The sequence below is a fragment of the Enterobacter sp. NFIX59 genome (assembly GCF_900113755.1).
GTDB lineage: Bacteria > Pseudomonadota > Gammaproteobacteria > Enterobacterales > Enterobacteriaceae > Enterobacter > Enterobacter pseudoroggenkampii.
In genome coordinates, this window is record NZ_FOQN01000007.1 from 118,881 (window position 1) to 145,469 (window position 26,589).

A 26,589-nucleotide genomic window follows, 5' to 3' on the forward strand; every position below is an offset into this window, starting at 1 on the left:
GCCTGAAATTGTAGGGTTTTTCTGGGGTTGTTTACCGCGACGGGGCTCATAGATTCATGCATCTGGACAAAACCCTTACTAACGGAAAACGCTGCGACTCCAGTCACAGCGCAGGCGGATTATCGCAGGAATCGCTTTTTGGGTGGGGAAAATGTTCCGAAAAGGTTAAAGACTGGTGATTTTATCGGAAGGAATGTGAATGTAATCGCATACACGTAAGAAAATTACGTAAGAGTTACATAGGGAAAACGATTCAGCTTGGGTGGAGTTTTTACCCCTCACCCCAGCCCTCTCCTCAAAGGGGAGAGGGTTATAGGGAGAGGGGAAAGAGGTTTAGTGAACCTGTGGATCTGCCGGGGAGGCGTTATTGCGGATCTCAGCGATATCCATTGAATTGAACACATAGTGCGTACCGCAGTAGTCACAGTGCATATCAATTTCACCGTCTTCCGCCATGATGCTGTCGATCTCTTCATCCGGGAGGGTTTTCAGTGCCCCAGCGCAGCGTTCGCGGGAGCAGGTGCACTTAAATTCCACGGACTGCGGGTCGTAAACGGTCACTTCTTCTTCGTGGTACAGACGCCACAGCACGTCAGTCGCTGACAGGTTGAACAACTCTTCCGCTTTGATGGTTTCTGTCAGCGTCGCCAGGTGCTCAAAGTCATTGGTCTGTGCGTCCTGCGCAGGCAGAACCTGCAGCAGCATACCGCCCGCAGCAGGCTGACCGTCCACTTCGCCGGTGCGGATGAACAGACGCGTCGGCAGCTGTTCAGAACGCATAAAGTAATCTTCCAGGCAGGCCGCCAGGGTATCGCCTTCCAGACCCACCACGCCCTGATAGCGCTCACCTTCCTCAGGGGAGATGGTGATCACCAGGTAGCCATTACCCACCAGCGTTTTGAGGTCTGCATTTTCAGGCACGTCGCCCTGAACGCGCGCGACGCCGCGCATCTGCTGCTGGTTATTGCCGTTAATGACCGCCAGCGTCATCGGGCCGTCACCCTGCAGCTGCACGGTGATATCACCGGCAAACTTCAGCGTCGCCGTCAGCAGGCTGGTGGCAACCAGCAGTTCGCCCAACAGGGTCTTCACCGGCAGCGGGTAGTTGTGGTTTTCCAGAATCTGTTTCCAGGTTTCAGATACGGTGACCAGCTCGCCGCGCACGGCGAATTGTTCAAACAGATAGCGGTGTAATTGGTCGTGTTGGGCCATTTTCATCTCTCGTGCGGGTGAGGTTATTCAGTCTCACCGTGTTTAAATTTCATCAGGTCGCGGCGCTCTTTTTTATCCGGTCGCCGGTCCGGGTGAGGCATCGTCAGCGCGTTCATTTTGCGCGCCAGCGCGGTCTTCTCGCGCTTTTCAATGCTCTCCGTCGTCTCTTCATAAAGCAGTACGGCTTCCGTTGCGGGTCGACGTTGTTCGGTAATGGCTTTAATCACTACCGTACGTTCATCGTTGCCCTGACGCAGCGTTAAGGTGGCATTCAGCTCAACCAGCTTGCTCGGTTTGCTGCGCTGGCCGTTGTAATGCACTTTTCCGCCGTCAACCATCTCGCGGGCAAGGGCGCGTGTTTTATAAAAACGCGCAGCCCACAGCCATTTATCCAGTCTTACCCCGTCAGAGGGTTTTTCTTTCATGGCGTCTCCTTCACGGTCAGTGAGGGGATCATCTGGCGATAGTCGTTCAGTCCAGGGTGGCGCAGATAGCTTTTTTCAGCCAGGCCAGAGTCAGGATTGGTAACGCCCAGACAGTAGCGGATGCCAAACTTTGCCGCGGAATCCAGAATGGGCTCGCTGTCATCAATGAACAGCGTACGTTCTGGCTGCAAACCCGTCTCTTCCTTCACCGCATGCCACAACCGCTGATCCTCTTTCGGATAACCAAATGTGTGGGTGGAAAGTAATAAATCAAGGTGCGACGCCAGACCCGTATGCTCCAGCTTCACCGCCAGATTATGTGGATGTGCGTTGGTCAGTAAAATACGGCGCTTGCCGCTTGCTTTCAGCGCATCCAGGAACGGAACCGTATCCTCGCGCAATACGGCGCGTGGACCCTGGGCGGTGGTCATGGCACAAATATCCAGACCAAGGCGATCGCTCCAGTAGTCAAGACAGTACCAGTTTAGCGTATGTTGGACCGCGCTATATTGCGAACGAATGAATGCCTGCGCTTCTGCCGGGGAGATCCCCTGCTGCTCGCCATAGGTTTCAGGAACCAGCGTTTGCCAGAAATAGTTATCAAAGGCGAGATCGAGCAGCGTGCCGTCCATATCCAGCAGAACGGTATCAACCTCCTGCCAGGCGATATCAAGGTGCATAAGGGGGAACTCCAGCCAGAAGAAACGTGCGCGACAGGGTAGCACATCTTGTCGCGCAACGACGTTATCAGATCAGGCTCTCAGACGAGGGGATCAGCTTAGGATTGAGGCAGTTTTCATAATACTGCTGGATGTCGGCAAGCCGGGTGCGCGAGCGCTGGTAGCGGCGCAGGGCCATAAAACCGTTCCAGAAAATGGCGATCAGCATCGCGGTCATCAGCAAAGAGGTGCCAACGTAACGCCATAAACCTGCGCTATCCGGCATTCGGTGCAGGCCGATATGGCGAGTGCCGTTGGCATCAGTGTAGAGGCTTGTGACAATCCCTTCGGCGCTGAACGGCGTTTGCATCAGCATCTGTGCCAGGCGCTGGAATTGGCTCCACTGCTCCTGCGCCGGATAGTCATAAAGCGCAACCTGCGGGTAAGGCTGATCGACCAGGTCGCTGCCTTCATCGCTGACAATCACAAACCCGCCCGGTGCCGGGCTGTTCAGCGCCTGAGCCGCACGGGTGGTCTCGCGCATCATGAACGGCGAGGTGGAGGTGGCGACCAGGTTATCCAGCGATTCAGCGCTCACCGGACGCAGCAGCACGTTAACACCGTCCAGTCGTCCCGCTTCGGCGCGTTTCACCAGCGAGTCCCAGTCTTTACTGTTACCCAGGTTTACCAGGGCGTTTTTAAGACGTATGCACTCATCCTGAGAGGAGCATAAATCCTGCGTTTTCAGGACGATGTCACCAAAATCATCCAGCAGAACCATGCCTGATTTTTGAATGGCCGAGCGCAGCGCGGGGCTGACGCGCGAGTCATCGTCCGTTTTCGGGTGCAGCTGGCGGTTCACCGTCTGGGTAAGGGCCGTGGCTTTATTCACCACTTCGGATTCCGGCAGCGGCAGCGGCGGCGCGTCGTTCCAGATAATTTGCGAGCAGTCGAACGGCATAAACGGCGAATTCTGGCGGGTGTTCCACGCCCCCGGGGTGTGAATATTACACATCCCGGTACCCTTCAGGCGCAGCGTGTCCCCCACGCGCACACCGGCTTCATCCAGCTTGTTGACGCTGGTCGCTTCAATGGTTTGCGCCCCTTTGATCCACGACAGGGTGAATTTGATGGGCATATCCAGCGGCACGAAAAGCAGCAGCATGACTAAGACCAGCGCCGCGCCTCCGGCAATGACCGTGCTGCGAAGCCAGTGCTGAAGCGGGAAATTTTTCACTTCATCATGCAGGGACAAGAAGCGCCCCTGACGCACAACATGTCGGTCAAGGTAGATATCAATATCGGTTTTCTGACCCAGGTCCTGCGCAATCCACGGTTGCCAGTGGCGCGGGTAGATCAGGTCGATAATACCGAGCGAAATATTATTGAGATGTTCCTGATCGTTTTCACCAAAAAGGCCCCAGCGCTTTGGCGTACCGCGCAGGCAGTGGATCTCGCGCAACGAGGTTTTGGCCGGTGGGGCAAAGAGACCCCAAAGCCCGGCCGCCAGCAGCAGCACCGCGCCTCCCGCCAGCCAGGGGACAAACACATCCGGCGTCAGCAGGCAGACAAAAAAGAGCAGGAAGGCGGAGACGATCAGAAGCGCTTCACGAATGCCGTCCGGGCGGCTCAGGGCGTACTCTTCATGCGTCTCCTGGCGAATATTCAGCAGTTCGATCTGCTCAGTCTCTTCGCCACGAATGGAAGCCTGCGTTGAACTCGCACGCTCCAGCGCAAAACGCGGGGCTTCCTGAAGATATTCATTCAGCGTGTGGCCGTTAAGCGAGATAACCAGGGGCAACGAATCGGTGTGAATCAGCTCAACGCTGTTTTCGTCATTAATGTATTGCTCCCAGGATGGAGGGAGATGCACTTCGACGGAATCCAGGTAATAGCGCCATTTGTTGGGGTCATCAGTGGTGATGCCATAGCGCGTGATGGAGCGCGTCACGCAGAGCACGGTATCACTTTGCGCATTGAGCTTTAGCGCGACGGGTGCGGCGGTAGCTCCCGTTGGCCCAGGCGTGAGCTGAGAACGGTTCAGGATTTCGAGATAGTTTTCAACTGCATCGCGCTCGTCTTGCGTGAGTTTACGCGTGGTCGCGCCCGCAAATGCATTTAAAAAGGGCAGACGATAACGGCGCTGTACGCGGCGCCTGTACATCCACCCTGCAACCAATGCGCCGGCCAGCATAGCAGCGAGAACAATCAAAATGGTGCTCATGCTTTCCCCATCTTACTTATCTTACAGGTGTAGTCAGTAGCACCTTTACATTGAATGAGTGTCTGTGGTTGGCTATCGGCAAGTATGGAGTCGAACTTGAGCATTCTGAAGCGCATCCCAGTGACCGGTGATGATAGCAAAGCCTGTTATGGCGCGATATCAGCAAATTCCTGGAAACATTTCAACCTCTTGACATTTGTTTTGAATTGAGGATTGATTCCTGCTAGGTTGCACAAATGTAAATACAGAACAATTGACATTGCCGAAACCGTGCGGCGTATCGCACAATAACCCCAGTTCTCACTGCTAAGACCCATCACGATGAGCAAACCACTACAAAAACCCACCATTCTGAATGTTGAAACTGTCGCCAAATCGCGGCTGTTTAATGTTGAAAGTGTGGACCTGGAGTTCAGCAACGGTGTGCGTCGCGTTTATGAACGTATGCGCCCCTCGTCGCGCGAAGCGGTGATGATTATTCCCATTATCGACGATCATCTGATTTTGATCCGCGAATACGCTGTGGGAACGGAATCTTACGAGCTTGGGTTCTCGAAAGGGCTTATCGATCCGGGTGAAACCATCTTTGAAGCGGCAAACCGCGAGCTGAAAGAAGAAGTCGGTTTCGGGGCGAATGAGCTTTCATTCCTGAAAAAACTGAGCATGGCGCCGTCCTATTTTTCCAGCAAAATGAATATTGTGGTCGCTGAAGATCTCTACCCTGAATCGCTCGAAGGGGATGAGCCGGAGCCGCTGCCGCAGGTTCGCTGGCCGCTGGCGCATCTGATGGACCTGCTGGAAGACCCTGACTTTAACGAGGCCCGCAACGTGAGCGCGCTGTTCCTGGTTCGGGAGTGGCTGAAGGGGCAGGGGCGGCTGTAGGCCATAAAAAAAGCCGGGTGGCGGATTCGCCTTACCCGGCCTACGATGCTTTGCCCGGTTTTTACCGGGCATTTTTATGTTTAGAACAGCTCGTGCGTTTCGCCGTTGTCGATGATCTCTGTGCCCACCTCATGCACCGCCTGTGTGGTTGGCTGGGTGCCCTCAATGAAATACTCTTCGCGACTGTTACCGCCGTTGGCGAGCTGACCCGTGCTGCGGTCGATATTGACCGTCACCACGCCTGGCGGTGGCGTAAGCGGCTGCTCCGGCACGCCTTCAAGAACGGACTTCATGTAGGCGTCCCAGGCCGGCTGCGCGCTCTTCGCTCCGCCTTCGTAACCGGAAATCTGATCCTTAATCGCGCCGGAGGCCGTTGTACGACCTAAGTCGCGGCGATGATCGTCGAAGCCGATCCAGACCGATGTCACCACGCCCGGCCCGTAACCGGAGAACCACGCGTCTTTCGAGCTGTTGGTTGTCCCCGTTTTACCGCCGATATCATGGCGCTGCAAATCACGTCCTGCACGCCAGCCGGTACCCTGCCAGCCCGGTTCACCGAAGATGTTGGTGTTCAGCGCGCTTTTGATCAGGAACGACAGCGGCGTGTTGATCACATGCGGGGCATACTGCTGCGCACCGGTCTGCGCCACCAGCGCCTGGTTCGCTTGTTCCAGCTGCGGCTGCGGCACAACGCCGTTCTGCTGCTCCTGCGACACGACCGGGTCTTCCATGTCCTTGTTTTCAAGCACGTCGGATTTCGGCGTATTGCCATAAATGACTGGAATATCGCAGTCAGGGCAGGCAATTTTCGGCTTCGCTTCAAACAGCACGCCGCCCTGGTCGTTCTCGATCTTGCTGATGAAGTACGGATCAATCAGGAAGCCGCCGTTGGCCATCACCGAGTACCCGCGTGCAACCTGAAGCGGCGTAAAGGAGGCTGAGCCCAACGCCAGCGACTCGGTGCGAACGATATTCTGCGCCGGGAAGCCGAAGCGCTGCAGATACTCTGCGGCATAGTCGACGCCCATCGCGCGCATGGCACGCACCATCACCACGTTTTTCGACTGTCCCAGGCCCTGACGAAGACGAATAGGACCGGCATACTCCGCAGGGGAGTTCTTCGGCTGCCAGTCGGAACCGGCACCGGCATCCCAGCGGGAAATTGGCACGTCGTTCAGGATGCTGGCGAGGGTCAAGCCCTTATCCATCGCTGCCGTGTAGAGGAACGGTTTGATATTGGAACCGACCTGGCGCAGCGCCTGGGTGGCGCGGTTAAATTTGCTCTGGTTGAAATCAAACCCGCCGACCAGGGCCAGGATGGCGCCGTTCTGCGGGTTGATAGAGACCAGGGCCGAGTTGACGTCCGGCACCTGTGCCAGCCACCAGGATTCACCTACCTTGCGCACCCAGATTTGCTGCCCGGTTTGTACCGCATCGGTCACTTTACGCGGCGTGGCGCCCTGCAGGGTATCCGAGCGGTACGGACGCGCCCAGCGGATACCGTCCATACGCAGGGAGACGGAGGTACCGTCCGCAAGCGTCGCAACGGCCTCCTGAGGATCGGCCTGCGTCACCACGGCAGGAAGGAGCGGACCGTAGGTTGGCAGCGCCTTCAGCGTACTGGTGATTTTTTTGCTGTCCCACGCGCTTTCGCCCACTTTCCACAGCACGTTTGACGGGCCGCGATAGCCGTGACGCATATCGTAGTCCATCACGTTGTTGCGTACCGCTTCCTGCGCCGCCTGCTGAACTTTGCGGGTGACGGTGGTGTACACGCGATAGCCATCTTCATAGGCCTTATCACCATAACGATTCACCATCTCCTGGCGAACCATTTCGGTCAGGTAAGGGGAGGCGAAGGCGATCTCAGGGGCGTGGTAGTTAGCGTCAATGACATCGTTACGCGCCTGCTCGTACTCGCTCTGGCTGATGTAGCCTTCGCTCAGCATACGTGACAGGACGACGTTCCGACGCGCGGTGGCGCGATCGAGCGAGTAGAGCGGGTTAAACGTGGACGGCGCTTTCGGCAGACCGGCAATGGTTGCCATTTCGCTTAAGGTGAGTTGCTCAACAGGCTTACCGAAGTACACCTGTGCGGCAGCCCCCACGCCATAAGCGCGGTAGCCCAGGTAGATTTTGTTGAGGTACAGCTCAAGGATTTCGTCTTTGCTCAGCAGCTGCTCAATACGGATCGCAAGGAACACCTCTTTGATCTTACGTATCAGCGTCTTTTCAGGGCTGAGGAAGAAGTTACGCGCCAGCTGCTGCGTAATGGTACTCGCTCCCTGAGAGGCGTGACCAGAGAACAGCGCAATGCTCGCGGCACGGAAAATCCCCACAGGATCGACACCGTGGTGCTCGTAAAAACGGCTGTCCTCCGTGGCGATAAAGGCTTTCACCATCACGGGGGGAATTTGGTTTAAGGTCAGCGGAATACGACGCTTCTCGCCATACTGCGCCATGAGCTCGCCATCGGCGCTATAGACTTGCATCGGGATCTGGAGTCGCACATCGCGAAGCGTGGCGACATCAGGTAGCTGTGGCTCAATATATTTGTACAAACCGTAAATCGAGCCTGCTCCCAGCAGAATGCAACAGACTGCAAGGATGAATAAATACTTTACGAACTTCACCGGAGATTTCCCATTTGGTTTCACTTGGGCAGTTTCTAAACAATCGCGCGGTAGTATAAAGGCAAGCCTGATTCATTGATATAGCCGTCAGGGTGACGGGCGATAAGGAGATCGTGAAGCATGGCTTTCAAAACATGGCAAACGGGCATTCATATTCAACAGGATAGGGTGCTGATCGTCGCACTGGACCGGGAGAAGTCCGGCTGGTGTTTGCGGCGCTGGTGGGCAATCCCGCTGGCTGAAGGCATCATTCGTGACGGCAAAATTTATCAGCCAGAACAGCTGGTTGATGCGTTACGCGACTGGCGAAAAACGCTGCCGCACTACCACCGGGCGTTCCTCTCTTTCCCGACAGCCCGCACCCTGCAGCGGTCGCTTGCCCGCCCGACCGTTGCGCTGCGCGACAGCGAGCAGCTCTCATGGCTTGGCGCCGCGCTCGCCCGCGAACTGGAGATGTCTGCCGATACGCTCTGTTTCGATTACGTGCAGGATACGTTCAGCAATACCTTTCAGGTGACAGCCGCACAAAACAACGAGGTCGACACCCTTCTGGCGCTGGCGAAGACGCTGCGTTTGCGGCTGATGACCATTACGCCGGATGCCAGCGCTCTGGCTAATCTTCTTCCTGCGGTGACACCAGCGACGTGCATCGCCTGGCGGGATGATCGGCAGTGGCTCTGGGCGATGCGCCACCAGTGGGGACGACGCTTTACCACAGAAGCAGATAATGTGGCTGAGCTGTCGGCGCTGCTGGCGCTTGGTCCGGATGACATCGCGCTGTTTGATAGCCGACGTGACCCGTGGGAAATCCTTGAGCGCTGCCATGCCCCGCTGCCGGACTGCGGAGCTGATTATACCGTTGCGCTGGCGCTGGCCATGAGCGAGGTGCCCGGATGAGCATCATGAACTTTCTGCCCTGGCGTCAGCAGCGACGCGCGCGATGCCTGCGTTTCTGGGGCGCAATGTGTGTCGGCACCGTACTGTTAATCTTCATGGCCATTTTCTGTCTGCGGATGAACCCTCTTATGAGGCTGCACGCTCTGCAAACGGATCTGACGGGCATGCAGGCCGTGCAGCATGTGCTTCTCTCCCGGCAGAGACTCGCCTCACAGGCGCAGCTGCCAGCGCAGGAAATTCAACGACGTGCATGGCAACCGGTGCTGGAAGCCCTTTCTCGCACCATTCCGGCACAGGTCTGGCTGACAGAGCTGCGCTATCAGCCTCCTGCTCTGATGCTGAGCGGGTATGCCATAACCCTGCCGGCCCTGTCTGCTCTGCGCGATGCGCTTGGCCAAATAGCGGGTTTTACGCCCGGGACGGCGGGTGAGCTTCGGCGGGACAGCCAGGGGCGCTGGATGTTCACCCTTCAGCTTAAAAGCGAGGGGTAACGCGTGGATACCCTGTTAGAACGCTGGTGCGAAAGCCGCCCCTGGTATCGGGTACTCTTCTGGTGTCTGGGGAGTCTCCTGGCAGGACTGGCCGCGTGGGGCACCTTGCTCAGACCGGTAGACAGGCAGTGTGCTGAACGACAGCGTCAGCTGATTCAGGACACGAGAGCTAACGCAGCGTTATGGCCTGCCGTCAGAAAGGTGCCGTTTCGTCCGGAAACGCCGGAATCACGGGAGTTGATATCTTTTTCCCCGCTCGATTTTCAGGGTGATAACACGACGCTGATTCACTGGAAGCCGCTGCAGAACGGAGGGGAACTGATGCTGGAGGTTGAGTGGCAGGCGCTTCCGGCGCTTTTTTCCCGGCTGGCGCAGCGGGATGTGCAGATCGCCGCTTTTGCGATTTCGCCACAAGGTACGGCGTTGCGCCTGCGGCTGGAGCTGGCACATGCGAAATAGCGCGCGATATTTGCTGGTTTGCTCAGCGCTGCTATTGACCGGCATGCGCGATCCGTTTCACCCGCCGGACGATCCCTGCGCCATTGGCGAGCTGGCGCAGTGGCACTATCGCGGCATGGTGGGAGGGCAGCAGGCTATCGGCATTTTACAGGATGGGCAAAAGCGCTGGTACCGGCTGAAAACGCATAAGCGCTTCCCGGCAGGCTGGACGATAACAGCCATCAATGCAACGGAACTGGTTGTTGATGTGGGTGACACATGTGAACCAGAAAAATGGACGTGGCAACGAGAAGGAACGGATAAGAATGAATTTACGGATAATGCTGTGGCTGCTGGCGTTCAGCCATCCGCTGTGGGCCGCCGCGCCAAAACCGGTCACGCTGGTGGTGGATGACGTTCCTGTGGTCCAGGTGTTACAGGCCCTGGTCGCACAGGAGAACCGTAATCTGGTGGTCTCGCCTGATGTCAACGGCACGATTTCGCTCAACCTGACGCGCGTCCCCTGGCGGCAGGCGTTACGGACGGTAGTCTCCAGTGCCGGACTTGTCCTGCGCGAGGACGCGGGCATTTTTTACGTGCATACCGCCGCCTGGCAGCGTGAACAGCAGGAACGTTCAGAACAGGAGCGGGCGCGTCGACAGCTTGATGCGCCGCTGGTGTCTCACACTATCCCTTTTTCCTATGCTGATGCCGGAGAGCTGCAAAAAGCCGCGGAAAAACTCCTGAGCCCGAAGGGGAGTTTATCTGTCGACAAACGCACCAACCGCCTGCTGATCCGGGATAACCAGACGGTGGTGGAGACGCTGCAGCGCTGGGCCGCTCAGATGGATATTCCCGTCGAACAGGTCGAGCTGGCGGCGCACATTGTGACCATTAATGAAAAAAGCCTGCGTGAGCTGGGAGTGAAGTGGAATCTCGCCGACGCCACCGACGCGGGCAAGGTTGGCCAGCTCACCACGCTTGGCAGCGATCTTTCCGTCGCCAGCGCCACCAGCCACGTAGGTTTTAACATCGGACGGATCAATGGTCGGCTGCTGGATCTGGAGCTCTCTGCGCTGGAGCAAAAACAGCAGGTCGATATCATCGCCAGCCCGCGGCTGCTGGCCTCGCATATGCAGCCGGCCAGTATCAAGCAGGGGAGTGAGATCCCGTATCAGGTCTCAAGCGGTGAAAGCGGCGCAACCTCCGTTGAGTTTAAGGAAGCGGTATTAGGGATGGAGGTCACGCCGGTGGTGCTACCGGGAGGGCGCGTGCGCCTGAAATTGCACATTAGCGAAAATATGCCGGGACAGGTTCTGCAGCAGGCGGACGGCGAAACGCTGGCGATCGACAAACAGGAGATAGAAACCCAGGTGGAGGTAAAAAGTGGAGAAACGCTGGCGTTGGGCGGAATTTTTTCGCAGAAGAACAAAACCGGCAGTGACAGCGTGCCGGGGCTGGGAAAAATCCCCTGGCTTGGTCAGCTTTTTCGCCATGACGGGAAAGACAACGAACGGCGTGAGTTAGTGGTGTTTATTACACCACGTCTGGTCGGTATTCGCTGACGGGTAACGATCCCCGCAATGAATTTGCATTCAGTTTGTTGCAGATGTTTGACGTGGGGCATGAATTAGCATACAAGGAGTACCGATTTGAGTTGGACTTACGTCTTATTACCTTATGCGCCCGGCGCGGTGATTTAATCAGTTGCCAAACAAGCCGGAGTATTGAGATAATTTTTAGTCTGACTCTCGCTCTATTGCATATGAGGTTTCAGTTCATGTCCTGCTACGCCGGGTGTCTGCGCAGCGGGGATTACCATTAACGAATAGTCTTAGTAGTACCGATAAAATGGCAGAGAAACGCAATATCTTTCTGGTTGGGCCTATGGGTGCCGGCAAAAGCACTATTGGGCGTCAGTTAGCTCAACAACTCAATATGGAATTTTACGATTCTGATCAAGAGATTGAGAAACGAACCGGAGCTGATGTGGGCTGGGTTTTCGACGTAGAAGGCGAAGAAGGTTTCCGTGACCGAGAAGAAAAAGTGATCAACGAACTCACGGAAAAACAGGGCATCGTTCTGGCAACAGGCGGCGGCTCTGTGAAATCTCGCGAAACCCGCAACCGTCTCTCCGCCCGTGGCGTAGTGGTCTATCTTGAGACGACTATCGAGAAACAGCTGGCACGTACGCAGCGCGATAAAAAGCGCCCGCTGCTGCAGGTTGAAACGCCACCACGCGAAGTTCTGGAAGCGTTGGCCGATGAACGCAATCCGCTGTATGAAGAGATTGCCGATGTGACCATTCGTACTGACGACCAGAGCGCTAAAGTGGTTGCAAACCAGATTATTCATATGCTGGAAAGCAACTGATTCTGGCTTTATATACACTCGCCTGCGGGTAAAAGCATTAAAGGTGGATGTCGCGTCATGGAGAGGATTACAGTTACTCTCGGGGAACGTAGTTACCCTATCACCATCGCGGCTGGTTTGTTTAACGACCCAGCTTCCTTTTTACCACTGAAAGCGGGTGATCAGGCGATGCTGGTCACCAATGAGACGCTGGCTCCGCTTTATCTCGACCGCGTACGCCACCTGCTTGAGCAGGCGGGCGTAAAAGTCGACAGTGTGATTCTCCCCGATGGCGAGCAGTATAAAAGCCTGACGGTACTGGATACCGTCTTTACCGCATTGCTGCAAAAACCACACGGTCGCGATACAACACTGCTTGCCCTGGGCGGCGGTGTTGTTGGCGATCTGACCGGTTTTGCGGCCGCAAGCTATCAACGTGGCGTCCGTTTTATTCAAATCCCGACCACGTTGCTGTCCCAGGTCGACTCCTCTGTCGGTGGCAAAACGGCAGTCAACCATCCGCTCGGTAAAAACATGATTGGCGCGTTCTACCAGCCCGCATCGGTGGTGGTGGATCTCGACTGTCTGAAAACGCTGCCGAAGCGCGAGCTGGCTTCTGGTCTGGCGGAAGTGATCAAATACGGCATTATTCTGGATGGCGAGTTCTTTAGCTGGCTTGAAGAGAATATGGATGCGCTGCTGGGCCTGGATGAGGCTAAACTGGCATACTGCATTCGTCGTTGCTGTGAGCTGAAAGCAGAAGTTGTTGCCGCAGACGAGCGTGAAACGGGCTTACGTGCTTTACTGAATCTTGGGCATACGTTTGGTCACGCGATTGAAGCCGAAATGGGCTACGGTAACTGGCTGCACGGTGAAGCCGTTGCGGCCGGCATGGTGATGGCGGCTCGCACCTCCGAACGTCTCGGGCAGTTCAAGCCGGAAGAGACGGCACGCATCATTGCGCTGCTTGAGCGTGCAGGTTTGCCGGTAACCGGGCCGCAGGAGATGTCGGCGCAAGCGTATTTACCCCACATGATGCGCGATAAAAAAGTATTGGCAGGCGAGATGCGTCTTGTACTCCCGCTTGCAATAGGGAAGAGTGAAGTACGCGGCGGAGTGCCGCACGATGTCGTTCTTGGCGCTATCGCTGACTGTCAGCAGGCGTAACAACTAGAAAGGTCAGGCCACTGTCGCAGGTGGTCGTTTAGCTTCAGGTGAAATGCAAAGTCGTTGGCATAAGCCTTTGAGTGGGGTGTTAAATGGATGAATTCAAACCAGAAGACGAGCTGAAACCCGATCCCAGCGATCGTCGTACTGGTCGTTCTCGTCAATCTTCAGAACGTGATAACGAGCCGCAGATCAACTTTGACGATGTTGATCTGGATGCAGACGATCGTCGCCCTTCGCGCAGCCGCAACGCGCACGAGGAGCGAGCAGAAGAGGATTATGAGTCCGAAGAAGATTCAATGGACGAACAGCCTGTAGAGCGTCGCCCGCGTAAACGTAAAAAAGCCGCTGCGCCTAAACCGGCGTCCCGCCAGTACATCATGATGGGCCTTGGCGTTCTGGTGCTTGTGCTGCTGATTGTCGGCATTGGCTCCGCGCTTAAAGCACCGTCAACGAACTCAACCGAGCAAACGGCTTCCGCTGAGAAGAGCATCAACCTGTCCGGTAACGATGCGTCCAATCAGGCGAATGGTGCGCAGCCTGCTCCGGGTACCACTTCCGCAGAGCAGACCGCAGGGAACACCGCAGCGCCGCAGGATGTTTCTCTGCCGCCTGTTTCTTCAACCCCTGCTCAGGGTCAGTCACCTGCTACGCCTGAAGGCCAGCAGCGCGTAGAAGTTCAGGGAGACCTGAACAATGCGCTGACGCAGCCGCAGAACCAGCAGCAGGTTGATAACGTCGTGGTTAACTCTACGCTGCCAACTGAACCTGCAACCGTTGCCCCGGTTCGCGGTGGTAACGCTCAGCCGCAAGCGGCCGCGACGGAAACCAAGCCGCGCCAGACGCAGACTGCGGCACGTCCTGAACGTAAGCAGGCGGTGATTGAGCCTAAGCGTGAAACTAAACCTCAGGCAGTTGTTAAAGCGCCTGAAGTGAAAGCTGTTCCGGCCCAGCCGAAACATACCGAAACGGCCGCGGTGAGCGAGCCGGCTAAAGCGCCCGTCACGCAGACTGCGCCGAAAGCCACGGCGACCACCACGGCACCGGCTGCCACAGCTGCACCTGCAGCAACGGCTCCAGCAGCCACGGCAACAGCCTCCAGCAGCGCCGCAGGTAAAACTGCAGGTAACGTTGGCTCGCTGAAGTCTGCGCCATCCAGCAACTACACGCTGCAGCTGAGCAGTTCGTCTAACTATGACAACCTCAACAGCTGGGCGAAGAAATCAAATCTGAAAAACTACGTTGTTTATCAGACGACCCGTAACGGTCAGCCGTGGTATGTGCTGGTGAGCGGTGTTTATTCGTCCAAAGATGAAGCAAAACGTGCCGTAGCGGCGCTGCCAGCTGATGTTCAGGCGAAAAACCCATGGGCGAAGCCGATTCATCAGGTTCAGGCCGATCTGAAGTAATGTTTAAAGCGCAGGATGCTGTCGGAGCTTTCTCCACAGCTGGAGAAGGTGTAATCAGTTAGTCAGCATGAAAAAAAATCGCGCTTTTCTGAAATGGGCAGGGGGGAAATACCCCCTGCTCGATGATATTAAAAAGCACCTGCCTAAAGGCGAGTGTCTTATCGAACCTTTCGTGGGTGCAGGATCGGTGTTCCTCAACACCGATTTTTCTCGTTATATCCTGGCGGATATCAACAGCGACCTTATCAGCCTCTATAACATCGTTAAGCTGCGTACCGATGAGTATGTCGCCGAGGCGCGCAAACTGTTTACGCCCGAGAACAATAACCCGGACGTTTACTACCAGTACCGCGCGGAGTTTAACCAGAGCCAGGACCCGTTCCGCAGAGCCCTGCTGTTCCTCTACCTCAACCGACATGGTTACAACGGCCTGTGCCGGTATAACCTGCGCGGGGAATTTAACGTGCCTTTTGGCCGCTATAAGCGCCCGTATTTTCCGCAGGACGAGCTGTATCACTTTGCCGAAAAAGCGCAGAACGCAGAGTTTCATTGCCTCTCCTATGAAGAGTGTATGGAACTGGCAGGCGTAAACTCGGTGGTTTACTGTGACCCGCCATACGCGCCGCTGTCTGCGACGGCGAACTTCACCGCCTATCACACCAACAGCTTCAGCCCGGCCGAACAGGCTCGTCTGGCTGAGATGGCGGAAAAGCTGGTCAGCAAAAGAATTCCGGTGTTAATTTCGAATCACGATACCCCTGATACGCGCGAATGGTACAAAGCCGCGAAGCATTTTCAGGTCAAAGTGCGGCGTAGCATTAGCAGCAACGGCGGCACACGTAAAAAGGTGGACGAACTTCTGGCTCTTTATCGCCCCTGAGCCGTTTTGCCCGCCGGTAAACACATTTCAAGGAGAAGCGGATGAAACAGTTTTTGATTGCTCCCTCAATTCTGTCGGCCGATTTTGCCCGTCTGGGTGAAGATACCGCCAAAGCTCTCGCGGCTGGCGCAGATGTCGTCCATTTCGACGTGATGGATAACCACTACGTTCCGAATCTGACCATTGGTCCAATGGTGCTCAAGGCATTGCGTAACTATGGCATTACCGCGCCGATCGACGTTCACCTGATGGTGAAGCCTGTTGACCGCATCGTGCCTGACTTCGCCGCGGCGGGTGCCAGCATCATCACCTTCCATCCGGAAGCCTCTGAACATGTGGATCGCACGCTGCAGCTGATCAAAGAGAACGGCTGTAAAGCAGGTCTGGTGTTTAACCCGGCCACGCCGCTGAGCTATCTCGACTATGTCATGGACAAGCTGGACGTGATCCTGCTGATGTCCGTTAACCCGGGCTTTGGCGGCCAGTCGTTTATTCCCCACACGCTGGATAAGCTGCGTGAAGTCCGCCGTCGTATTGACGAATCAGGCTACGATATTCGTCTGGAAGTGGACGGCGGCGTGAAAGTGAATAACATTGGTGAAATTGCGGCGGCAGGCGCGGATATGTTCGTTGCCGGTTCAGCCATTTTCGACCAACCGGATTACAAAAAAGTCATTGATGAAATGCGCCGCGAGCTGGCGAAGGTAAGTCATGGATAAATTACAGGCTATTCGGGGTGTGGCATTCGACCTCGACGGTACGCTGGTCGACAGCGCGCCGGGCTTAACGAGCGCCGTAGATCAGGCGCTGTACGCACTTGAGCTGCCCGTTGCAGGTGAAGAACGCGTGGTAACGTGGATTGGCAACGGCGCCGATGTTCTGATGGAGCGTGCACTGACGTGGGCTCGCCAGGAGCGCGCGTCGCAGCGTTCCGCGCAGGGTAAACCGAGCGTCGATCACGCTGACATTCCTAAGGATGAGCAGCTGCGTATTCTGCGCAAACTGTTCGATCGTTTCTACGAAGAGACCGTCGAGGAGGGCAGTTTCCTGTTCCCGGACGTTCAGGAAACGCTGAGCGCGCTTCACGCGAAGGGTATCCCGCTGGGGCTGGTGACTAACAAGCCAACCCCGTTCGTTGCGCCTCTGCTGGAAGCGCTCGATATCGCGAAGTATTTCTCCGTGATTGTGGGCGGCGATGACGTGCAGAACAAAAAGCCGCATCCGGAACCGCTTTTGCTGGTGGCAGGAAAATTATCCTTAACGCCCGCGGAGCTGCTCTTTGTCGGGGATTCGCGCAATGATATTCTGGCTGCCCGAGCGGCAGGGTGTCCTTCCGTCGGATTAACCTATGGCTACAACTACGGTGAGGCCATCACGCTAAGTGAGCCGGATGTGGTCTTCGACCACTTCAAAGATTTGTTGCCCGCACTCGGGCTTTCGCACAGTGAACATCAGGAATTGAATAATGACTAAGCCCATCGTTTTTAGTGGCGCACAGCCTTCAGGTGAATTGACCATTGGTAACTACATGGGTGCGTTACGTCAGTGGGTCAGCATGCAGGATGACTACCATTGCATCTACTGCATCGTCGATCTCCATGCGATTACCGCGCGTCAGGATCCTGAGAAGCTGCGCAAAGCCACTCTCGATACGCTGGCGCTGTACCTGGCCTGCGGCATCGATCCTGAGAAAAGCACCATCTTCGTTCAGTCTCACGTGCCGGAGCACACGCAGCTGGGCTGGGCGCTGAACTGCTACACCTATTTCGGCGAGCTGAGCCGCATGACCCAGTTCAAGGATAAATCCGCGCGCTACTCTGAAAACATCAACGCCGGTCTGTTTGACTATCCGGTGCTGATGGCGGCAGACATCCTGCTGTATCAAACCAACCAGGTGCCGGTGGGTGAAGACCAGAAGCAGCATCTTGAGCTGAGCCGCGATATCGCCCAGCGCTTTAACGCAATCTACGGCGATGTGTTCAAAGTGCCAGAGCCGTTTATTCCAAAATCCGGTGCGCGCGTGATGTCGCTGCTGGAGCCGACCAAAAAGATGTCCAAGTCTGACGATAACCGCAACAACGTTATCGGCCTGCTGGAAGACCCGAAATCCGTCGTCAAAAAGCTCAAGCGTGCGGTCACCGACTCCGACGAGCCGCCTGTTGTGCGCTACGACGTGCAGAACAAAGCGGGCGTCTCCAACCTGCTGGATATCCTCTCCGGCGTGACCGGCCAGAGCATTCCTGAGCTGGAACAGCACTTCGAAGGCAAGATGTATGGCCACCTGAAAGGTGAAGTGGCAGACGCCGTTTCCGGGATGCTGACCGAGCTGCAGGAGCGCTATAACCGCTATCGCAACGACGAAGCCTTCCTGCAGAAGGTGATGAAAGAGGGCGCGGAAAAAGCCAGCGCACGCGCGTCCGAAACCCTGAAAGCGGTATACAACGCGATTGGGTTTGTGGGTAAACCTTAAGTAAAAGCAAAACGGTAACCACGTTACCGTTTTTAGGGTTTGTTCCCTCTCCCTGTGGGAGAGGGTCAGGGTGAGGGCATCAGGCCGCACTTCCCTAAACAAAAAAACCGGGACATCCCGGTTTTTTTATGCCTGTAAAACGTTTACTGCTGCGCCGCCGGGCCGCAACCACCGATGATCTTCGAAATGGAGATCGCCGGGTGCAGCAGATAATCGTAGCTGCAGTTATTTTTGGTGTTCTGTACGTGACCGGTGCAGGCCGTCAGTGTCGATAACAGGCCAACCAGAATGGCGGCTTTTGCCAGTTTGAACATACGCATTCCTTGTCTTAAAAACGAAAATTGGATGTAACTCAAGGGAATAAAGGGAAAAGTTCCACTTCGGGGCGGTATGTTATCGACAGCGGTAAGAGGGGAGTAGTCCGCTTAAGGACTACTCCGGACAGGAAGAATATGCGTTAGTGATTCGAGAACCAGTTCAGCCTGTCGCGCAGTTCAACCACACGGCCCACCACAATCAGCGCCGGGCTTTCAACCTGCTGCGCCAGCTCACCGAGCTGCGTCAGTACGCCATCCACCACGCGCTGCGTAATGGCGGTGCCGTTTTCGACCAGCGCGACGGGCATATCCGCATTCATACCGTGCTCCAGCAGCTTCGCCTGAATCGTGTCGGCCTGATTGAGCCCCATGTAGAACACCAGCGTCTGCTTTTCGGCGGCCAGGTTATGCCAGTCCAGCTCGCTGCCGGTCTTCAGGTGGCCCGTCACCAGGCGCACGCTCTGGGCGTAATCCCGGTGGGTCAGCGGAATGCCAGAGTATGCTGAGCAGCCGGATGCTGCCGTAATGCCCGGCACGACGGAGAACGGAATGCCCGCGTCGCACAGGGTTTCCAGCTCCTCGCCGCCGCGACCAAAGATAAACGGATCGCCGCCCTTAAGGCGCACTACGCGTTTACCTTTCTGCGCCTCGCGCAGCAGGATCTGGTTAATCTCCTCCTGCGGCACGCAGTGGTAGCCTGCCCGTTTGCCCACGAAGACGCGGTCGGCGTCGCGACGGACCAGATTCATGATGTCATCAGAAACCAGACGGTCGTACACCACGATATCCGCCTGCTGGATCTGCTGTAGCCCTTTCAGCGTCAGCAGACCCGCATCTCCAGGGCCTGCGCCTACCAGCACCACTTCACCGCGATGGTCCAGCGGTTCACTCAGCAGCTGTTCGGTCGTCTCTTCAACGGCTTTGGTATCCTGATTCGCCAGCGACTGCGCCAGCCTGTCGTTCACAAAGAATTTTTCCCAGAAGCGGCGGCGCTCGCCCACTGTCGAGAAGGTTTGCTTCACGCGGGAGCGGAGTTGCCCGGCATAATGCGCAATCTGACCAAGATGCTGGGGTAACAGGGCTTCCAGTTTTTCCCGCAGCAGACGCGCGAGAACCGGTGAACGTCCCCCGGACGATACCGCAATCATCAGCGGCGAGCGGTCGATAATCGACGGCATGATAAAGCTGGCCTCTTTCGGCGCATCCACCACGTTGCAGAAGATACGGCGCGCTTCGCAGGCATCGCTCACGCGCTGGTTCACTTCATCGTCATCCGTCGCGGCAATGGTCAGCCAGCAGGTATCCAGCAGGGATTCATTAAATGCACCCTGTTCCAGCGTGAGCATCCCTTCCTGCGCCCAGACCTCAAACTGGGGGGCAAAGGAAAGGGCGTTAACGGTCAGTCGGGCGCCAGCCTCTAACAGCAGGCGCGCTTTGCGTTCAGCCACGTCGCCGCCGCCCACGAGCAGGCAGTCGCGGTTGCGTAATTGACAAAAAATCGGCAGGTGATCCACGACGTTACCTCGCAGCATTCATGGAGGGGGTAAGAATTGACGTCAGGATAACAGCAGGGATCGTACAGAACATACGACTTTCCTGCCGTTATCCCTAAAAGGGCGGGGGATTAGCCTTTCAGCTGCACCTTACCGTCCTTCACGCGGACGTCGTAGTGCTTCACAGAGCGGCTCTCATCTTCCATGCAATACCCGTCGCTTAAGCGGAAACGCTGCTTTTTCAACGGGCTGGCGACCCACAGTTCACCCTGGTGCTCGGCAATCAGTCCGCGGGAGAGCACGCTGGCCTCGAAGAACGGGTCGATATTGCTGATGGCAAAAACCTGTTCATCGTGACGAGGGCGGAAAATCGCCACCTGCTCGTTGCCCAGCAGCGCACAGACGCCGGTTGCGGGGAGAATGTCGTTAATATTGCAGATGTTTACCCACTGGCTCATGCGTTTTCCTCCACCAGCGTGACCGGAATACGTTCATACGGCGTCGCCGGACGATGCTGTTCGCGCTCCGGCACAACCTGTACGTTTGGGTCGCGCTGGGTGCTGTTGATAAAGTGTTTGAAGCGCGTCTGTGCCGCCGGGGTGTTGACGGTTTCCGTCCACTCGCAGATCACCGCCTCGCGCAGGCGCGCCATTTCCGCTTCCAGATGCTCGTTCAGGCCCAGCTTGTCGTCGATGATGACCGATTTCAGGTAGTCGATGCCGCCCTCGAGGTTATCGAGCCAGGAGGCGGTACGGGTCAGCTTATCGGCGGTACGGATGTAGAACATCATGAAGCGGTCGAGATACTGAATCAGCGTGTCGCGATCGAGATCCGCCGCCAGCAGGTCCGCATGGCGCGGTTTCATCCCGCCGTTGCCGCACACATACAGGTTCCAGCCTTTCTCGGTGGCAATAATACCCACGTCTTTACCCTGCGCTTCCGCACATTCGCGGGTGCAGCCGGAGACACCAAACTTCATTTTGTGCGGGGTACGGATGCCTTTGTAGCGGTTTTCCAGCTCCACGCCGAAGCCCACGCTGTCGCCCACGCCGTAGCGGCACCAGGTGCTGCCCACGCAGGTTTTCGCCATGCGCAGCGCTTTGGCGTACGCGTGGCCGGTTTCGAAGCCCGCTTCAATCAGCTGACGCCAGATTTCCGGCAGGTCGTCCTTCTGCGCGCCGAACAGGCCGATACGCTGGGAGCCGGTAATTTTGGTGTAAAGGTTAAATTCACGGGCTATACGGCCCACCGCGACCAGCCCTTCCGGCGTGATTTCGCCACCGGCGGAACGTGGGATAACGGAGTAGGTGCCGTCTTTCTGAATGTTGGCCAGGAAGTTGTCGTTGGTGTCCTGCAGCGGCGTGTGCTCCGGCTGGAGCACGTATTCGTTCCAGCAGGAGGCCAGCAGGGAGCCGACGGTCGGTTTACACACTTCACAGCCGTAGCCCTGGCCGTGCTTCGCCAGCAGTTCATCGAAGGACTTGATGCCTTCCACGCGGATCAGGTGATACAGCTCCTGGCGAGAATACGTGAAGTGCTCGCACAGGTTGTTGTTCACTTCGATGCCCTGTTTCGCCAGCTCGGCGTTCAGCACCTGAGTGACCAGCGGAATACAGCCGCCGCAGCCAGTACCGGCTTTGGTTTCCGCTTTCAGCGCCGCCACGGTGTGGCACCCTTTGTTGATGGCAGAGATCAGCATGCCTTTGGTGACGTCGAAGCAGGAGCAAATCTGCGCGCTGTCCGGCAGTTTATCCACGCCGATGGACGGCTTGCCGCTGGAGGCGTGCGCCGGGAGGATCAGCGCGTCCGGGTTTTCCGGCAGCTCCATGGCGTTCAGCACCAGCTGGAGCAGGTTGCCGAAGTCGCTGGTGTCGCCCACCAGCACCGCGCCGAGCAGGGTTTTGTTGTCCTGGCTGACGATGAGGCGTTTGTAGACCTCTTTGCTTTCGTCGAGATAGACATAGCTGCGGGAATTCGGGGTGCGGCCGTGCGCATCGCCAATACCGCCTACGTCCACGCCCAGCAGCTTCAGCTTGGCGCTCATGTCTGCGCCGGTGAAGGCGTTTTCGCTGCCGAGGATATGGTCCACGGCGACCTGCGCCATTTTGTAGCCCGGCGCCACCAGACCGTATACGCGGTTGTTCCAGCTGGCGCATTCGCCGATGGCGTAGATATCCGGATCGGAGGTCTGGCAGGCGTCGTTAATCATGATCCCGCCGCGCTGCGCTACGGCCAGCCCGCACTGGGTCGCCAGCTTGTCGCGCGGACGAATACCGGTGGAGAAGACGATGAAGTCCACTTCCAGCTCGCTGCCGTCGGCAAAGCGCATGGTTTTGCGTGCTTCGGTGCCTTCCTGGACAATCTCTTTGGTGTTCTTGCTGGTGTGAACCTTCACGCCCATGCTCTCGATTTTACGACGCAGCTGGTCACCGCCCATGTGGTCCAGCTGTTCGGCCATCAGCATCGGGGCAAATTCGATGACGTGGGTTTCAACGCCGAGGTTTTTCAGCGCGCCAGCCGCTTCCAGGCCCAGCAGACCGCCGCCGACCACCGCACCGCGCTTGCTGCGGCGTGCGCAGGACTCAATGGCGTTGAGGTCTTCAATGGTACGGTAGACGAAGCAATCCTGCGTTTCCGAGCCTTTAATCGGCGGGATCCACGGATAGGAGCCCGTCGCCATGATCAGCTTGTCGTAAAAAACCGTACGCCCGGCGCTGGAGTGGATCACTTTTTCCTGACGGTTGATGGTGATAGCGCGTTCGCCCACCAGCACCTTTACGCCATGCTTCTCGTAGAAACCTTCCCGCACCAGAGAGAGCTCTTCGGCGGTATGATGGGAGAAGTAGGAAGAGAGGTGCACACGGTCGTACGCCTTGCGGGGTTCTTCACAGAACACGGTAATATCGAACTGCTCAGCATCGGCCTTATCGAGAAGATCCTCGATAAAGCGGTGGCCGACCATGCCGTTACCGATGATAGCGAGTCTGACTTTGCTCATTATTGCCTCGATTTCTTTTCTATTATTGCCTACCTTAACGATTCAGCAGGGGCGCTTATTGATGCAAATCAAATACGTCTTCGCCTACTCCTTAGGTGGTATATGACTGATTTGTCAGGATTTTTATAAGTAGTGGAAATCGAAGGCTTTTCGTGTTCGTTGAATTTGTGTACAACTCAGGGGCGATTTTGCAAAAAACGATACGCCTGAATATCAGCGGCGTTTTTTAGGGGAAGGTATGTCTACAGCACCGTTATGGCTTGTTCAGAATGTTCGTTTACCGGGTCGGGAAGGGCTGTGGCAGCTCGCCATTGAGAACGGGCGATTTGGTGACATCACCCCGATGGACGACACCCATGCCGAAAGTTATGAAGTACTGAACGCGCGCGGTGGGCTGGCTATTCCGCCGTTCATCGAGCCGCACATCCATCTTGATACCACCCAGACGGCGGGTGAGCCGAACTGGAACCAGTCCGGCACGCTGTTCGAAGGCATCGAGCGCTGGGCTGAGCGCAAGGCGTTGCTCAGTCATGAGGACGTTAAAGCGCGAGCCTGGAAAACGCTGAAGTGGCAAATTGCCAACGGCATTCAGTTTGTTCGCACCCATGTGGATGTCTCCGACCCGACGCTGACCGCCCTGAAGGCGATGCTGGAGGTGAAGCAGGAGGTGGCGCCGTGGGTAACTATGCAAATCGTCGCGTTCCCGCAGGAAGGTATTCTCTCTTATCCGAACGGCGCGGCGCTGCTGGAAGAGGCGTTAAAGCTGGGCGCCGACGTGGTGGGGGCGATCCCACACTTCGAATTTACCCGGGAATATGGCGTCCAGTCGCTGCACATCGCTTTCGAGCTGGCGAAGAAGTATGACCGTCCGCTGGATATTCACTGCGACGAAATTGACGACGAACAGTCGCGGTTTGTCGAGACGGTGGCCGCGCTGGCGTATGAGGCCGGTATTGGGCCGCGCGTGACGGCCAGCCACACCACCGCCATGCACTCCTATAACGGCGCTTACACCTCGCGGCTCTTCCGCCTGCTGAAAATGTCGGGGATTAACTTCGTCGCGAACCCGCTGGTCAACATCCACCTGCAGGGGCGCTTTGATGACTATCCGAAGCGTCGCGGCATCACCCGGGTGAAAGAGCTGCAGGAGGCGGGCATTAACGTCTGCTTCGGTCACGACGACGTCTTCGACCCGTGGTACCCGCTCGGCACCGGCAACATGCTGCAGGTGCTGCATATGGGGCTGCACGTCTGTCAGATGATGGGCTACCCGCAAATCGACAATGGCCTGAATCTCATCACCCACAACAGCGCCCGGACCTTTGGCCTGAGCGATTACGGCATTGAAACCGGAAACCCGGCAAACCTGATTATTTTGCCTGCGGAGAGCGGGTTTGAAGCGGTGCGCTGCCAGGTGCCGGTGCGCTGGTCGATTCGTCAGGGACGCGTGATCGCTACGACGCAGCTGGCGCAGACCTGGATCCAGACGGACGTCGGGGGAGAAGAGGTGAGTTTCGCCAGAAACAGCCCCTCTGCGTAATGCAAAGGGGCGCAGGGTTTAGTGCGATGCCGCTGCCGCGTTGTGCTGGCGGTGGCGGGTCACAAAGCCCAGGATGAAGCACATGATGAACACCACGGCGTACAGACCGTTCGCGGTATGCAGCGCGGCCAGCGGGCCGCTGTGGGCAACGATCGGGCCCGTCACCACGAAGGTCAGCATGGTGCCGATGGTGCCGCAGGTCAGAACGAAGTTAACCAGCTTCGGCGAGGCCACTTTGGTCTGCAGAGAGCCCAGGGTGATGATCGAGGTGTAGATCGCGCTGGAGAAGAAACCCAGGGTCAGAATGAACCACGGCATATGTTCTGGTGAACCGTTGATGAACAGGTACATCAGCACGGTCGCCAGACCTGCCAGCACGGTCAGAATGCGCTGCAGGTCGAAGAAGCGCAGGATGAAGCTAAATGCCCACATGCCGAACATGTAAGACATCCAGAAATCGCTCACCAGTTTACCCGCATCGTTCAGGCTCATGCCCAGACCTTTGGCGTATTCCGGTACCCAGGAGATAAAGCCCAGCTGCCCCAGGATATAGCACAGGGCGGCGATGGAGAGGAACAGCACGCCGATGCCCCACTTCTCTTTCGCGACGGGTTCTGCGGTGGTTTGCGCTTTCTTGCCCAGCACCGGGAACTCGCAGCCGAAGGTCAGAATGAAGATGGCAACGTAGACCAGCCCAATGCAGGCATAGACCCAGTACCACTCGATGCTGCGCGCCAGTAGAACGGCCGCGACCATCGGGAAGATCATTCCGGCCATGCTGAAGAAGGAGTCGGTAAACAGCAGGCGCGCGCCGCGCTGGCGGCCTTCATACATATGGGTAATCAGGAACGTACCGATCGACATGGTGATCCCGCTGACCAGACCAAGCACGAACATCGCGGCGGAGAACAGCGCGATGCTGTGGCTTAGCATCAGGCCAGCCACGGCGGCGACCATCAGCACAAAGCCAAAACGCAGCTGGGTTTTCAGCGGGACGATTTCCATCAGCCAGGCATTCAGGAAGATAGAGATCAGGATCCCTGCGTTGAGGAAGGTGAAGGTATTACTCATGCTGGAAACGGGCAGCTGGAAGTAGTCTGCGATATTTCCCATCACCATCCCGGTGACGATCACCAACGCGCCGGTCAGGGCGTAGGAGAAGAAGCTGATCCATGTGAGCTTGATGCGATTGCTGTTAGTCATGTCTGGCCTGTTCAGAAAAAGAAAAGCGCCCAGGGGGCGCTGAGAGCGGGCAGATTTTAGACATTAAAGTGATCTATTCATATCTTTTAAGAGAAATTAGAACTTCATTGCATGTTTTTGTGTGATCCTGATCACACAAAATGGTGCTAAAGCCAACCGTTTGCGTGGTTACAACTGTTTCAATTTCGTAAAATTAGGTAAAAGGCTGGTCTCCGTTCATACTGCTCTTTAGAATCAAGCCATTCGCTTTTTATACTGCGCTTTGTTAAGGAATTCTCATGCTCAAATCAACACTGGCGGCTGTCGCAGCTGTGTTTGCTCTTTCTGCCGTTTCCCCTGCTGCGCTGGCAGCCAAAGGGGATCCTCACGTTCTGCTGACCACCTCCGCCGGGAACATTGAGCTGGAACTGAATAGCCAGAAAGCTCCGGTTTCTGTGAAAAACTTCCTCGACTACGTGAACAGTGGTTTCTATAACAACACCACCTTCCACCGCGTGATCCCTGGCTTTATGGTGCAGGGCGGCGGCTTCAACGAGCAGATGCAGCAGAAGCAGCCGAACCCGCCTATTAAAAACGAAGCGGACAACGGCCTGCTGAACAAGCGCGGCACCATCTCCATGGCGCGTACCGCAGACAAAGATAGCGCGACCAGCCAGTTCTTCCTCAACGTGGCGGATAACGCCTTCCTCGACCACGGTCAGCGTGACTTCGGCTATGCGGTGTTCGGTAAAATCGTGCAAGGGATGGACGTGGCTGACAAAATTTCTCAGGTGCCTACTCACGACGTCGGTCCGTATCAGAATGTGCCGTCAAAACCGGTGGTTATCCTCTCCGCAAAAGTTCTGCCGTAATTCTTCTGAACGCGGGCTCTCCTGCCCGCGTGATGTCGCCCTCCCTGC

Annotated in this window: 25 protein-coding genes; 15 read left to right on the forward strand and 10 right to left on the reverse strand. The window is 56.6% G+C overall.

Annotation, left to right across the window (positions count from 1 at the left end; all coding sequences use genetic code 11):
* Positions 1 to 333: 333 nt before the first annotated feature.
* The 4 genes from hslO to BM007_RS20065 all read right to left on the reverse strand — a co-directional run bounded on the left by hslO (position 334) and on the right by BM007_RS20065 (position 4,520).
* The gene (gene hslO, locus BM007_RS20050) at positions 334 to 1,218 is read right to left on the reverse strand and encodes an Hsp33 family molecular chaperone HslO (RefSeq protein ID WP_161495995.1); all 885 of its coding nucleotides are present in this window, start codon (positions 1,216 to 1,218) and stop codon (positions 334 to 336) included.
* 17 nt (positions 1,219 to 1,235) lie between these two features.
* Positions 1,236 to 1,637 carry a ribosome-associated heat shock protein Hsp15 gene (gene hslR, locus BM007_RS20055; RefSeq protein ID WP_024907912.1) on the reverse strand — a complete coding sequence of 134 codons (402 nt, stop codon included), beginning with the start codon at positions 1,635 to 1,637 and terminating at the stop codon, positions 1,236 to 1,238.
* Entirely contained in the window at positions 1,634 to 2,317 is a 684-nt protein-coding gene (yrfG, locus tag BM007_RS20060) for a GMP/IMP nucleotidase (RefSeq protein ID WP_024907913.1), read from the reverse strand. The genes hslR and yrfG overlap by 4 nt, the downstream gene beginning before the upstream one ends.
* Before the next feature lie 67 nt (positions 2,318 to 2,384).
* Entirely contained in the window at positions 2,385 to 4,520 is a 2,136-nt protein-coding gene (locus BM007_RS20065) for an intracellular growth attenuator family protein (RefSeq protein WP_024907914.1), read from the reverse strand.
* 321 nt (positions 4,521 to 4,841) lie between these two features.
* Here BM007_RS20065 and nudE point away from each other — a divergent pair, with 321 nt between their 5' ends.
* Positions 4,842 to 5,402: an ADP compounds hydrolase NudE gene (gene nudE / locus BM007_RS20075; protein WP_090420612.1), complete on the forward strand. Its 561-nt coding sequence runs from the start codon at positions 4,842 to 4,844 to the stop codon at positions 5,400 to 5,402.
* 80 nt (positions 5,403 to 5,482) lie between these two features.
* On the opposite strand, the gene mrcA is transcribed toward nudE, so the two are convergent.
* Positions 5,483 to 8,035 carry a peptidoglycan glycosyltransferase/peptidoglycan DD-transpeptidase MrcA gene (mrcA, locus tag BM007_RS20080; RefSeq protein ID WP_090420615.1) on the reverse strand — a complete coding sequence of 851 codons (2,553 nt, stop codon included), beginning with the start codon at positions 8,033 to 8,035 and terminating at the stop codon, positions 5,483 to 5,485.
* A 120-nt stretch (positions 8,036 to 8,155) separates the two neighbouring features.
* Here mrcA and pilM point away from each other — a divergent pair, with 120 nt between their 5' ends.
* The 12 genes from pilM (at position 8,156) to trpS (ending at position 18,139) form a co-directional block, all read left to right on the forward strand.
* The gene (gene pilM, locus BM007_RS20085) at positions 8,156 to 8,932 is read left to right on the forward strand and encodes a type IV pilus biogenesis protein PilM (protein WP_090420619.1); all 777 of its coding nucleotides are present in this window, start codon (positions 8,156 to 8,158) and stop codon (positions 8,930 to 8,932) included.
* Positions 8,929 to 9,423 carry a PilN domain-containing protein gene (locus BM007_RS20090; protein ID WP_032648332.1) on the forward strand — a complete coding sequence of 165 codons (495 nt, stop codon included), beginning with the start codon at positions 8,929 to 8,931 and terminating at the stop codon, positions 9,421 to 9,423. The genes pilM and BM007_RS20090 overlap by 4 nt, the downstream gene beginning before the upstream one ends.
* Positions 9,424 to 9,426: 3 nt before the next feature.
* A complete protein-coding gene (locus BM007_RS20095) occupies positions 9,427 to 9,882 on the forward strand; it encodes a HofO family protein (protein ID WP_090420622.1) in 456 nt (151 codons plus the stop codon).
* On the forward strand, positions 9,872 to 10,276 hold the full coding sequence (locus BM007_RS20100; RefSeq protein ID WP_090420624.1) for a HofP DNA utilization family protein: 405 nt from the start codon (positions 9,872 to 9,874) through the stop codon (positions 10,274 to 10,276). The genes BM007_RS20095 and BM007_RS20100 overlap by 11 nt, the downstream gene beginning before the upstream one ends.
* A complete protein-coding gene (gene hofQ, locus BM007_RS20105) occupies positions 10,188 to 11,426 on the forward strand; it encodes a DNA uptake porin HofQ (protein ID WP_090420628.1) in 1,239 nt (412 codons plus the stop codon). Before BM007_RS20100 ends, hofQ begins: the two co-directional genes overlap by 89 nt.
* A gap of 286 nt (positions 11,427 to 11,712) precedes the next feature.
* Positions 11,713 to 12,234, forward strand: a complete 522-nt coding sequence (gene aroK, locus BM007_RS20115) for a shikimate kinase AroK (protein WP_003861630.1) — start codon at positions 11,713 to 11,715, stop codon at positions 12,232 to 12,234.
* 57 nt (positions 12,235 to 12,291) lie between these two features.
* Positions 12,292 to 13,380 carry a 3-dehydroquinate synthase gene (gene aroB, locus BM007_RS20120; RefSeq protein WP_024907920.1) on the forward strand — a complete coding sequence of 363 codons (1,089 nt, stop codon included), beginning with the start codon at positions 12,292 to 12,294 and terminating at the stop codon, positions 13,378 to 13,380.
* Between the two features lie 92 nt (positions 13,381 to 13,472).
* Complete coding sequence (gene damX, locus BM007_RS20125; RefSeq protein ID WP_090420631.1) at positions 13,473 to 14,789, forward strand: cell division protein DamX; 1,317 nt, start codon at positions 13,473 to 13,475, stop codon at positions 14,787 to 14,789.
* Positions 14,790 to 14,856: 67 nt separating this feature from the next.
* Positions 14,857 to 15,669, forward strand: a complete 813-nt coding sequence (gene dam / locus BM007_RS20130) for an adenine-specific DNA-methyltransferase (RefSeq protein ID WP_024907922.1) — start codon at positions 14,857 to 14,859, stop codon at positions 15,667 to 15,669.
* Positions 15,670 to 15,710: 41 nt separating this feature from the next.
* On the forward strand, positions 15,711 to 16,388 hold the full coding sequence (gene rpe, locus BM007_RS20135; RefSeq protein ID WP_024907923.1) for a ribulose-phosphate 3-epimerase: 678 nt from the start codon (positions 15,711 to 15,713) through the stop codon (positions 16,386 to 16,388).
* Complete coding sequence (gene gph / locus BM007_RS20140) at positions 16,381 to 17,142, forward strand: phosphoglycolate phosphatase (RefSeq protein ID WP_024907924.1); 762 nt, start codon at positions 16,381 to 16,383, stop codon at positions 17,140 to 17,142. Before rpe ends, gph begins: the two co-directional genes overlap by 8 nt.
* On the forward strand, positions 17,135 to 18,139 hold the full coding sequence (gene trpS, locus BM007_RS20145) for a tryptophan--tRNA ligase (protein ID WP_090420633.1): 1,005 nt from the start codon (positions 17,135 to 17,137) through the stop codon (positions 18,137 to 18,139). The genes gph and trpS overlap by 8 nt, the downstream gene beginning before the upstream one ends.
* 143 nt (positions 18,140 to 18,282) lie before the next feature.
* On the opposite strand, the gene BM007_RS20150 is transcribed toward trpS, so the two are convergent.
* The 4 genes from BM007_RS20150 to nirB form a co-directional block, all read right to left on the reverse strand.
* Positions 18,283 to 18,453 carry a YhfL family protein gene (locus BM007_RS20150; protein WP_090420636.1) on the reverse strand — a complete coding sequence of 57 codons (171 nt, stop codon included), beginning with the start codon at positions 18,451 to 18,453 and terminating at the stop codon, positions 18,283 to 18,285.
* A 143-nt stretch (positions 18,454 to 18,596) separates the two neighbouring features.
* Positions 18,597 to 19,970, reverse strand: coding sequence for a siroheme synthase CysG (gene cysG / locus BM007_RS20155; RefSeq protein ID WP_090420638.1), 1,374 nt, complete (start codon positions 19,968 to 19,970; stop codon positions 18,597 to 18,599).
* Between the two features lie 110 nt (positions 19,971 to 20,080).
* A complete protein-coding gene (gene nirD / locus BM007_RS20160) occupies positions 20,081 to 20,407 on the reverse strand; it encodes a nitrite reductase small subunit NirD (RefSeq protein WP_032648347.1) in 327 nt (108 codons plus the stop codon).
* Positions 20,404 to 22,947 carry a nitrite reductase large subunit NirB gene (nirB, locus tag BM007_RS20165; RefSeq protein ID WP_090420641.1) on the reverse strand — a complete coding sequence of 848 codons (2,544 nt, stop codon included), beginning with the start codon at positions 22,945 to 22,947 and terminating at the stop codon, positions 20,404 to 20,406. The genes nirD and nirB overlap by 4 nt, the downstream gene beginning before the upstream one ends.
* A 238-nt stretch (positions 22,948 to 23,185) precedes the next feature.
* Between nirB and BM007_RS20170 the strand changes: the two genes are divergently transcribed.
* Positions 23,186 to 24,487 (forward strand): cytosine deaminase, encoded by a 1,302-nt coding sequence (locus tag BM007_RS20170; protein WP_090420644.1) that lies wholly within the window; start codon positions 23,186 to 23,188, stop codon positions 24,485 to 24,487.
* Between the two features lie 18 nt (positions 24,488 to 24,505).
* Here the strand turns inward: BM007_RS20170 and tsgA are convergent, their stop codons facing one another.
* On the reverse strand, positions 24,506 to 25,690 hold the full coding sequence (gene tsgA, locus BM007_RS20175) for an MFS transporter TsgA (RefSeq protein ID WP_021242206.1): 1,185 nt from the start codon (positions 25,688 to 25,690) through the stop codon (positions 24,506 to 24,508).
* A gap of 278 nt (positions 25,691 to 25,968) precedes the next feature.
* Here tsgA and ppiA point away from each other — a divergent pair, with 278 nt between their 5' ends.
* A complete protein-coding gene (gene ppiA / locus BM007_RS20180; RefSeq protein ID WP_090420647.1) occupies positions 25,969 to 26,541 on the forward strand; it encodes a peptidylprolyl isomerase A in 573 nt (190 codons plus the stop codon).
* The last annotated feature ends 48 nt before the right edge of the window (positions 26,542 to 26,589 follow it).

Bases quoted from the DNA above. Each gene is read 5' to 3' on its own strand.
- hslO (WP_161495995.1), bottom strand. From the start codon at position 1,218: ATGAAAATGGCCCAACACGACCAATTACACCGCTATCTGTTTGAACAA.
- hslR (WP_024907912.1), bottom strand. From the start codon at position 1,637: ATGAAAGAAAAACCCTCTGACGGGGTAAGACTGGATAAATGGCTGTGG.
- yrfG (WP_024907913.1), bottom strand. From the start codon at position 2,317: ATGCACCTTGATATCGCCTGGCAGGAGGTTGATACCGTTCTGCTGGAT.
- BM007_RS20065 (WP_024907914.1), bottom strand. From the start codon at position 4,520: ATGAGCACCATTTTGATTGTTCTCGCTGCTATGCTGGCCGGCGCATTG.
- nudE (WP_090420612.1), top strand. From the start codon at position 4,842: ATGAGCAAACCACTACAAAAACCCACCATTCTGAATGTTGAAACTGTC.
- pilM (WP_090420619.1), top strand. From the start codon at position 8,156: ATGGCTTTCAAAACATGGCAAACGGGCATTCATATTCAACAGGATAGG.
- BM007_RS20090 (WP_032648332.1), top strand. From the start codon at position 8,929: ATGAGCATCATGAACTTTCTGCCCTGGCGTCAGCAGCGACGCGCGCGA.
- BM007_RS20100 (WP_090420624.1), top strand. From the start codon at position 9,872: ATGCGAAATAGCGCGCGATATTTGCTGGTTTGCTCAGCGCTGCTATTG.
- hofQ (WP_090420628.1), top strand. From the start codon at position 10,188: ATGAATTTACGGATAATGCTGTGGCTGCTGGCGTTCAGCCATCCGCTG.
- aroK (WP_003861630.1), top strand. From the start codon at position 11,713: ATGGCAGAGAAACGCAATATCTTTCTGGTTGGGCCTATGGGTGCCGGC.
- aroB (WP_024907920.1), top strand. From the start codon at position 12,292: ATGGAGAGGATTACAGTTACTCTCGGGGAACGTAGTTACCCTATCACC.
- damX (WP_090420631.1), top strand. From the start codon at position 13,473: ATGGATGAATTCAAACCAGAAGACGAGCTGAAACCCGATCCCAGCGAT.
- dam (WP_024907922.1), top strand. From the start codon at position 14,857: ATGAAAAAAAATCGCGCTTTTCTGAAATGGGCAGGGGGGAAATACCCC.
- rpe (WP_024907923.1), top strand. From the start codon at position 15,711: ATGAAACAGTTTTTGATTGCTCCCTCAATTCTGTCGGCCGATTTTGCC.
- gph (WP_024907924.1), top strand. From the start codon at position 16,381: ATGGATAAATTACAGGCTATTCGGGGTGTGGCATTCGACCTCGACGGT.
- trpS (WP_090420633.1), top strand. From the start codon at position 17,135: ATGACTAAGCCCATCGTTTTTAGTGGCGCACAGCCTTCAGGTGAATTG.
- BM007_RS20150 (WP_090420636.1), bottom strand. From the start codon at position 18,453: ATGTTCAAACTGGCAAAAGCCGCCATTCTGGTTGGCCTGTTATCGACA.
- nirD (WP_032648347.1), bottom strand. From the start codon at position 20,407: ATGAGCCAGTGGGTAAACATCTGCAATATTAACGACATTCTCCCCGCA.
- nirB (WP_090420641.1), bottom strand. From the start codon at position 22,947: ATGAGCAAAGTCAGACTCGCTATCATCGGTAACGGCATGGTCGGCCAC.
- BM007_RS20170 (WP_090420644.1), top strand. From the start codon at position 23,186: ATGTCTACAGCACCGTTATGGCTTGTTCAGAATGTTCGTTTACCGGGT.
- tsgA (WP_021242206.1), bottom strand. From the start codon at position 25,690: ATGACTAACAGCAATCGCATCAAGCTCACATGGATCAGCTTCTTCTCC.
- ppiA (WP_090420647.1), top strand. From the start codon at position 25,969: ATGCTCAAATCAACACTGGCGGCTGTCGCAGCTGTGTTTGCTCTTTCT.